This window comes from Bartonella sp. AA83SXKL, assembly GCF_042196965.1.
Lineage (GTDB): Bacteria > Pseudomonadota > Alphaproteobacteria > Rhizobiales > Rhizobiaceae > Bartonella.
The window spans coordinates 1-951 of the sequence record NZ_JBHIRG010000118.1 but is presented as its reverse complement, the minus strand read 5'-3'; the positions used below and the strand labels follow the sequence as shown (position 1 = coordinate 951).

Below are 951 nucleotides of genomic sequence, written 5' to 3'. Positions count from 1 at the left end.
GTAATAAATTAGTAGGTTTTATTGTAAATCTCTTGCAACAAGTGTAGACTTCTTTTTTAAAAAGAGATTCTGTATATTTAGCTAAAGCTCACAGCTGTTTTACGATCTTTTCTTTCATTCCAAGTGGATACACACCTTTCTTCAATCTTTACAGAAGATAAAAGTTATCCCTACGTCTCATTTCTCAGCCATATCTATTAAGACATTAAGTTTCTCAATGAAAATTTTTACATTCTATAGATGATATATTCTAACTGTATCATATTTAAATACCCCTCTATCATTCCTGTTTTTACTTTTCATTATAAGCCTGAAAGTGCTATAAAAAAATAACATCACTTAAATGAAAAAGGACTTCTAATGATAAAGATCAAAGTGGAAAACCCCATTGTTGAAATCGATGGGGATGAAATGACCCGTATAATCTGGAAATATATCAAAGACAAATTAATCCACCCGTATCTGGATATTGAACTCAAATATTACGATCTTTCCGTGGAAAATCGAGACGCAACCAATGATCAGGTAACTATCGATTCTGCCAATGCTATTAAAAAATATGGTGTTGGTATAAAATGTGCAACTATAACACCAGATGAATCGCGTGTTAAAGAATTCAATTTAAAAAAAATGTGGAAATCACCCAATGGCACGATCCGTAATATTTTAGGAGGCGTTATTTTTCGCGAACCTATTAGCTGTAAAAATGTCCCCCGCCTCGTTCCTAACTGGACAAAGCCAATTATTATCGGACGTCATGCTTTTGGTGATCAATATAAGGCAACAGATTTCAAATTTCCTGGCAAAGGAAAGTTAAGTATTAAATTTGTTGGCGATGACAATCAAGTTATCGAACATGATGTTTTTGACGCTCCAAGTGCAGGTATTGCAATGGCTATGTATAACCTCGATGAATCAATTCGTGATTTTGCCCGCGCATCTTTTAATTAT

Annotated in this window: 1 protein-coding gene; it reads left to right on the top strand. The window is 33.6% G+C overall.

From position 1 onward, the window contains the following. Positions 1-360: 360 nt before the first annotated feature. Positions 361-951: NADP-dependent isocitrate dehydrogenase (locus ACFINO_RS10040; RefSeq protein WP_375655675.1), on the top strand; the 591-nt coding region annotated here is incomplete at its 3' end.